The organism is Candidatus Symbiothrix dinenymphae (genome assembly GCF_001431085.1).
In genome coordinates this window covers 1-810 of record NZ_BBRU01000131.1, presented here as the reverse complement: position 1 = coordinate 810, position 810 = coordinate 1, and the positions used below count along the sequence as shown (strand labels likewise).

Sequence of the window (810 nt, the reverse complement as noted above, 5' to 3'; positions counted from 1 at the left end):
CGAGGCGGAAGTTCCTTGTTGAGCGTCAAAATCCCTTCCTGCTGCAGTTGGGCGATGATTTGTCGGCGGCGTTGCTGCATATCGCCCAGCGTGTAACTTGGGTCTATCTCGCAAACGCTTAATCCATAGCCATATAGCGGGTGCATATCCACCGACACGCGCACCAGCACTTTCAGTCCGGACGTAAACGCCTGCCCCGTTTGCGCCTCAAAATAAGGCTTCAATGTATTAAACGTATTCGCCCAAATATAGCCACGCGCCTTGGCAATAATCGCGTTGTCTTTTTTCTCGATAAACTCCAAATAACAGTGCCCATTGGCATTGTGGCGCACATCGCTCGTTTCCGCCATCACCCAATAGGTAGCAGGGAAAGCCTGTTTGAGCATCTTGCTGACGGACTCGTTGAATTGGGAGAGAGTAATATATTCCATCAATTACAATAAATATTTATGTATCTACATCAGAATTTGTGGCAAAGGTACAATTTTTTTTGTACCTTTGCCACCCTATTTGAGATTTGTAAGAACAATGAAAAGTTTGAACGACATACAAACCATGTATTTTATTGGCGCAGGGGGTATCTTTAGCGCAATTATCTTTGCCGGAAAGCAATAAACCCTGCACACAAGCCTGCGAATGGTCGTTTAGTGGTGCGAACTGAACCGGCAGTCCGGATTCCTGTATCAACAGTTTGTCGAAATTTTTGAGTTGCGCACCGCCGCCGGTGAGGACAATGCCGATGTCTTTTATTTCTGATTCGTAGCCTGAATGTTTAATTTGGTGGACAATATTGGCACAGATTTCCAATGC

General features: G+C 45.8%; 2 protein-coding genes. Both read right to left on the bottom strand.

Features of this window, described 5'->3' with window-relative positions; all coding sequences use genetic code 11:
• Nucleotides 1–431: exodeoxyribonuclease VII large subunit (locus ASC50_RS02065; protein WP_158648289.1), on the bottom strand; the 431-nt coding region annotated here is incomplete at its 3' end.
• Between the two features lie 16 nt (nt 432–447).
• Nucleotides 448–810: rod shape-determining protein (locus ASC50_RS08695; RefSeq protein ID WP_193391178.1), on the bottom strand; the 363-nt coding region annotated here is incomplete at its 5' end.